This is a genomic window from Streptomyces sp. CBMA29 (assembly GCF_014596445.1).
Taxonomy (GTDB): Bacteria; Actinomycetota; Actinomycetes; order Streptomycetales; family Streptomycetaceae; genus Actinacidiphila.
Genome location: NZ_MECL01000144.1, coordinates 24,098 through 30,685 on the forward strand (window position 1 = coordinate 24,098; position 6,588 = coordinate 30,685).

The window sequence follows — 6,588 nt, forward strand, 5'->3', positions numbered from 1 at the left end:
TCCGGGGAAGAGGCCCGATGCGGCCCAGTCGAGATCTGGCAGGGGTCCAGCCGATGCCTGGCTGATGCCCAGCCGGGGTCCAGTCGGGGTCCGGCCGGGGTCCGGCCGATGTCCGCCGAGGTCCGGAACCGGGCGGTATGCCCTCGGGACGCGCGCCCTGTGCGCCCGGGATGCGGTCCTGCGGGGAAACCCGGCAGCCGTGGGCTCCGCGGACCCGTACCCTTTTGCGTTGTGCCGAATGCCAACAACGCCGCTCAGACCCCGCAGGCCCGCCACCGGGTCGCGCCCGTCGCCGAGGAACTCGGCCACCGATTCCGCGACGCCGGATTCCGGCTCGCCCTCGTCGGTGGCTCTGTCCGGGACACCCTGCTGGGCAGGCTCGGCAACGACCTCGACTTCACCACCGACGCCCGCCCCGAGCAGGTACTGAAGATCCTGCGGTCGTGGGCGGACTCGGTGTGGGAGGTCGGCATCGCCTTCGGCACGGTCGGCGCGATGAAGGACAGCTTCCAGATCGAGGTGACGACGTACCGCTCCGAGGCGTACGACCGGACCTCGCGCAAGCCGGAGGTGTCCTACGGCGACACCATCGAGGACGACCTGGTCCGCCGGGACTTCACGGTGAACGCGATGGCGGTCGCGGTCCCCGAGGGCGACTTCGTCGATCCGTACGGGGGTCTGGACGATCTGGCGGCCCGGTTGCTGCGTACGCCCGGCACCCCGGAGTCGTCGTTCTCCGACGACCCGTTGCGGATGCTGCGGGCCGCCCGCTTCGCCGCGCAGCTCGACTTCGAGGTCGCGCCCGAGGTGGTCGCCGCGATGTCGGCGATGGCCGACCGGATCGGGATCGTCTCCGCCGAGCGGATCAGGGACGAGCTGAACAAGCTGGTCCTGTCCGACCACCCGCGCAAGGGGCTGCGGCTGCTGGTCGACACCGGGCTCGCCGATCTGGTGCTGCCCGAGCTGTCCGCGCTGCGCCTTGAGCGGGATGAGCACTTCCGGCACAAGGACGTCTACGAGCACTCGCTGACCGTGCTGGAGCAGGCGATCGACCTGGAGACCGACGGGCCCGACCTCGTGCTGCGGCTGGCCGCGCTGCTGCACGACATCGGCAAGCCGAAGACCCGCCGCTTCGAGACCGACGGCCGGGTCTCCTTCCACCACCACGAGATGGTGGGCGCGAAGCTGACCAAGGCCCGGCTGACCCAGCTCAAGTACCCCAACGATCTGGTGAAGGACGTCTCCCGGCTGGTCGAACTGCACCTGCGCTTCCACGGATACGGCAGCGGCGAGTGGACCGACTCGGCCGTACGCCGCTACGTCCGCGACGCGGGCCCGCAGCTCTCCCGGCTGCACAAGCTGACCCGCTCGGACTGCACGACCCGCAACAAGCGCAAGGCAGCCGCCCTGTCCCGTACCTACGACGCTCTCGAAGCGCGCATCGCCGAACTCCAGGAGCGCGAGGAGCTGGACGCGATCCGGCCCGACCTCGACGGCAACCAGATCATGTCGATCCTGGGTGTCCCCCCCGGCCCCCTGGTCGGCAAGGCGTACCAGCACATGCTGGAACTCCGGCTGGAGAACGGCCCGATGACCGAGGACGAGGCGATCGCCGCCCTCAGGACGTGGTGGTCCGAGCAGCGGTGAGAACGGCGGCGTGAAACGACGGAGGGGCGATGTTCCACGTGGAACATCGCCCCTCCGTCGTCTCACCGAACGCGATGTTCCACGTGGAACATCGGCGTCAGTTCACGCGCGTCAGGCAGAGCGCGTAGTCGCCGCCGGGCCCCGAGTGGTCGTACTCGGCGTAGCTCTCGGAGCAGGCGTCCCCGTAGTGGTTGCCACCGTGCCGCTCCACGACGCGGTACGCGGCCGAGTCCGACGTGCAGTCGACGACCTTCAGATTCGGCTTGGAGTCGGAGCCGTTCTTGCTGACGCAGTCACCGGCGGACGCCGAATTCGCGCCGCTTCCGCCCACGGCGACTCCCGCGATGATGATGGCGAGCACCAGCAGCGGCGCCAGCATGACGTACGCGCCGCCCCGTAGGAAGATCGGCTTGCCCGGGTTCATGGGCGGTCCGAAGCCGCCGCTCGGCGCGGGCAGCTTGTTGAACCTGCCGCGCGGCCCGAGGTTGATCAGCACCGTGATCGGCGTGATGACGAACGAGCCGAGGCCCCACCAGCCCTGCCACAGCGTCTTGGTGGTCATCTCGCGGTGCGTGGCTATCCCGCAGGTGCGGCAGTAGTTCGCCCGCCGCTTCAGGAAGCGCATGATGATCAGGAAGCCCTGGTGGCCGCGGACGGTGGCCTGCACGGCGGGGAAGCCCCCGCAGAAGGTGCACGCGGGGCTGCCGTCCGGCGCCGTCTGCGGCCCGGTCTGCGGGTAGCCGAACGGCTGCTGCCCCTGACCCTGCGGCGGCCCGTACGGGTTCTGGCTCGGCTGGCCCTGGCCGTACGGATTCTGCCCATAGGGGTTCTGGCCGTACGGGTTCTGTCCGTACGGATTCTGGCCCTGCTGCGGAGGCGCGGGCGGAGGCGGTGCTGTCTGCTGTGCGTACGGCTGGCCGTAGGGATTGCGGCCAGGAGGTGGCGGAGTAGCCACGATTTCCCCCATGTGTGGTGTGCGTCCCGGCGCGACGCCGGGGTCAGGTGCGAAGTCGGGTCATCGTGGCGGCCACCCCGGCGTAGAGCAGGGCTAGGGCGGTGATCAGCGCTGGGGAACGACCGTCGGGCGGCAGCATCAGGGCGGAGACCGCGGCGGCGCCTACGAAGGCGACGTTGAAGGCGACATCGTAGAGGGAGAAGACGCGCCCGCGGTAGGAGTCCTGGACGTCGGTCTGCACCACGGTGTCGGTGGCGATCTTCGCGCCCTGCATGGTGAAGCCCAGCACGAAGGCCGCGACCATCATCGGTCCGACGGCGAACGGGAGCGCCAGCGGGAGCAGCAGCACGGCGGACGCGGCGGCGCACACGGTGATCCAGCCGCCGGTGCCGAAGCGGCCGGTGGCCCACGGGGTGAAGACCGCCGCGATGAAGAATCCGGCCGCGGACAGGCCGACCGCCAGGCCGAGCAGGGCGAGGCCCGCGTCGGTGTCCGAGGGGTCGGACCAGGTGTAGCGGCTGAGCATCAGCAAGGTGACGGTCAGGGCGCCGTAGCAGAACCGCATCGCCGTCACCGCGCCCATCGCCCGCCGCGCCGCGGGCCGTTGGCGCAGATGCCGCCACCCGGCGGCCAGGCCCTGCGCGGTGCCCGCGAGCGCCGTGCGCAGCCGCGGCGGCACCTCGGAGGGATCGGGACCGAGCCGGTCGCGGCCCAGCGTCAGCGCGGACAGCCCCGCCACGAGATAGACGCCCGCGCCGAGCAGCACGGTCGCCGCGTTGGCCCCGGCGCCCTCGGGCAGGAAGAGGTGCACGACGAAGGCGACACCGCCGCCGGCGGTCGCCGCGAGCGTCCCGGCGGTCGGGGACAGCGAGTTGGCGATCACCAGCCGCTCCTCGTCCACGACCCGCGGCAGCGCGGCGGACAGCCCCGCGAGTACGAAGCGGTTGACGGCGGTGACCGACAGGGCGGAGAGATAGAACAGCCAGTCCGGCACGTGCAGCAGGATCAGCGCGGCCGTCCCGCAGGACAGCACCGCACGCAGCAGATTGCAGGAGAGCAGCACCTGCCTGCGCCGCCAGCGGTCGAGCAGTACCCCGGTGAACGGGCCGAGCAGCGAGTACGGCAGCAGCAGTACGGCCATGGCGGAGGCGATGGCGCCGGGCGAGGTCTGTTTCTCGGGTGAGAAGACGACATAGGCGGCCAGCGCGACCTGGAAGACGCCGTCGGAGAATTGGGACAGCAGACGCACCGCGAGCAGCCGCCGGAAGCCCGACAGCCGCAGCAGCACGCGAAGATCGCGCACAACAGCCATGGTCACAGCCTCACATGACGCGGAAGGCCCCGGGCACGCGACCCGGGGCCTTTCCTTGGTACTGCGGTGATGCCGTCCTGCGATGGTGCGGTCCCGCGGTGACGCGGTGACGCCATGGCGCCGTGCCGCGTGCCGCGTGCCGCGGCGTTGTCCGGCTCAGCCGGTCAGCGCTCGACCTCGCCGCGGATGAACTTCTCCACGCTGTCGCGGGCCTCGTCGTCGAAGTACTGCACCGGCGGGGACTTCATGAAGTACGAGGACGCCGACAGGATCGGGCCGCCGATACCGCGGTCCTTGGCGATCTTCGCCGCGCGCAGCGCGTCGATGATGACACCGGCGGAGTTCGGGGAGTCCCAGACCTCCAGCTTGTACTCCAGGCTCAGCGGGACGTCACCGAAGGCGCGGCCCTCGAGGCGCACGAACGCCCACTTGCGGTCGTCCAGCCACTGCACGTAGTCCGACGGGCCGATGTGGACGTTCTTGGCGCCCAGGTCACGGTCCACGATCTGCGAGGTGACGGCCTGCGTCTTGGAGATCTTCTTGGACTCCAGGCGCTCGCGCTCGAGCATGTTCTTGAAGTCCATGTTGCCGCCCACGTTGAGCTGCATGGTGCGCTCCAGCAGGACACCGCGGTCCTCGAAGAGCTTCGCCATCACGCGGTGCGTGATGGTGGCGCCCACCTGGGACTTGATGTCGTCACCGACGATCGGCACACCGGCCTCGGTGAACTTGTCCGCCCACTCCTTGGTGCCGGCGATGAAGACCGGGAGGGCGTTGACGAAGGCGACCTTCGCGTCGATGGCGCACTGCGCGTAGTACTTGGCCGCGACCTCGGAGCCGACGGGCAGGTAGCAGACGAGGACGTCGACCTGGCGGTCCTTGAGGATCTGGACGATGTCGACCGGGGCCTCGGTGGACTCCTCGATCGTCTCTCGGTAGTACTTGCCGAGACCGTCGTTGGTGTGGCCGCGCTGGACGGTCACGCCGCTCTGCGGGACGTCGCAGATCTTGATGGTGTTGTTCTCGCTGGCGCCGATGGCGTCCGCGAGGTCGAGGCCGACCTTCTTCGCGTCGACATCGAAGGCGGCCACGAACTCGACGTCACGTACGTGGTAGTCGCCGAACTGCACGTGCATGAGACCAGGCACCCTGCTGTCCGGGTCGGCGTCCTTGTAGTACTCGACACCCTGCACCAGCGACGCGGCGCAGTTGCCTACGCCAACGATGGCTACGCGAACCGAACCCATACCGGTTGCTCCCTGTGTAATCGTCACGCGGTTCCCCGGTTTTCGGGTCGGCCGCCGTTCTCTTGGTTGTTGTCGTGTGTGTCCTGCTCGGCGTGCTCGGATTCCGGGCGCGTGGTGCTGCGTCCGGCCCGCTCGGTCTCGATCAGCTCATTGAGCCAGCGGACCTCGCGCTCCACCGATTCCATGCCGTGCCGCTGGAGCTCGAGCGTGTAGTCGTCGAGCCGTTCGCGGGTGCGCACGAGTGAGGCGCGCATCTTCTCCAGCCGTTCCTCGAGGCGGCTGCGCCGCCCCTCGAGGACCCGCATCCTGACGTCCTTCGACGTCTGCCCGAAGAAGGCGAAGCGAGCGGCGAAGTGCTCGTCCTCCCAGGCGTCAGGGCCGGAGTGGGCGAGCAGCTCCTCGAAGTGCTCCTTGCCCGCGGCCGTCAGCCGGTAGACGATCTTCGCCCGGCGGCCTGCGAGGGGTGTCGCGGGCGGATCGCTGTCCACCACCGACTCCTCGATCAGCCACCCCTGGATGACCAGCGTCTTCAGGCACGGATAAAGACTGCCGTAGCTGAAGGCGCGGAACACCCCGAGCGAGGTGTTGAGCCGCTTGCGCAGCTCGTAGCCGTGCATAGGGGACTCGCGCAGCAGACCGAGAACCGCGAATTCGAGGATTCCGGAGCGCTTGCTCAATCCCTCGTCCCCTCGTTCCGGCCGGTCGCCGCTGTCCCGTACTGTGTGCCGACCCGATGCCTCCGCACGATGCATCGGAGCGATGTGTCGGTGCGATGTATCGAGTCGATACATCGGGACGATAGAACGGTTCGACACATCATGCAAGGCGGGCCGCGGTGACCGGCGTCACAGCGGGTGTCACAACATGAAACCTGTGAGGCGTCAACCGTCCGTTATGTGATGAACGCTCGCACCGTGCGTCTTTTGACCGTGCGTACTCTGTTCGCCATGCAGAGCACCGGGAACCCTGGGACGTCGGCGTGCGTCTTGGTCCTGGGTGCAGTGCGGCCTGACACAGCCGCACTCAGGGGGACAGACCGGAATGTCATCGATGCCTGCAGGCGATCCCGCCTGTCGAGGAGTAGCTGTTCATGAGCGAGCACCGTCGCAAGCCGCCGCAGTCGCCCTCCGGCGGCCGTGCTGCCGCCAGGCGCGGGGGACAGCAGCCGACGCCCCCTGCGTCAGGCGGCCGAAGCGCGGCCGGCGGCCCCCCCGCCGGTTCCCGTAGCGGTATGCCCAGTGGCGGTACGCCGCCCGGCGGTACCCCGGGCGCCGTGCCCGGCCGACCTCCCGGCCCTCCCCCCGGCCCTCCACCCGACCCCGCACCCGACCCCGTGCCCCGCACGGCCCCGCCTCCCGCCGCACCCGATAAACTCCGCCCTCTTATGAGTGCCACTCTCGTCGCCAAGAATCTCGCCGCCGGACACG

The 6,588-nt window shown here is 69.5% G+C and carries 5 protein-coding genes; 1 reads left to right on the plus strand and 4 read right to left on the minus strand.

What is annotated here, in order from left to right; translation table 11 throughout:
* The first annotated feature begins 231 nt into the window (after positions 1 to 231).
* On the plus strand, positions 232 to 1,647 hold the full coding sequence (locus tag BGM09_RS19530) for a CCA tRNA nucleotidyltransferase (RefSeq protein ID WP_317452785.1): 1,416 nt from the start codon (positions 232 to 234) through the stop codon (positions 1,645 to 1,647).
* 97 nt (positions 1,648 to 1,744) lie between these two features.
* Here BGM09_RS19530 and BGM09_RS37860 read toward each other — a convergent pair whose 3' ends face one another.
* The 4 genes from BGM09_RS37860 to BGM09_RS19550 form a co-directional block, all read right to left on the minus strand.
* The gene (locus BGM09_RS37860; RefSeq protein WP_223187283.1) at positions 1,745 to 2,602 is read right to left on the minus strand and encodes a hypothetical protein; all 858 of its coding nucleotides are present in this window, start codon (positions 2,600 to 2,602) and stop codon (positions 1,745 to 1,747) included.
* 43 nt (positions 2,603 to 2,645) lie between these two features.
* A complete protein-coding gene (locus BGM09_RS19540) occupies positions 2,646 to 3,914 on the minus strand; it encodes an MFS transporter (protein WP_188282930.1) in 1,269 nt (422 codons plus the stop codon).
* 164 nt (positions 3,915 to 4,078) lie between these two features.
* A complete protein-coding gene (locus BGM09_RS19545) occupies positions 4,079 to 5,161 on the minus strand; it encodes an inositol-3-phosphate synthase (protein ID WP_188282931.1) in 1,083 nt (360 codons plus the stop codon).
* Between the two features lie 23 nt (positions 5,162 to 5,184).
* Positions 5,185 to 5,838, minus strand: coding sequence for a PadR family transcriptional regulator (locus tag BGM09_RS19550; protein ID WP_188282932.1), 654 nt, complete (start codon positions 5,836 to 5,838; stop codon positions 5,185 to 5,187).
* Positions 5,839 to 6,588 lie beyond the last annotated feature (750 nt).

What these genes read in the sequence shown, in the direction of transcription:
- BGM09_RS19545 (WP_188282931.1), bottom strand. Translation starts at nt 5,161, where the DNA reads ATGGGTTCGGTTCGCGTAGCCATCGTTGGCGTAGGCAACTGCGCCGCG.
- BGM09_RS19540 (WP_188282930.1), bottom strand. Translation starts at nt 3,914, where the DNA reads ATGGCTGTTGTGCGCGATCTTCGCGTGCTGCTGCGGCTGTCGGGCTTC.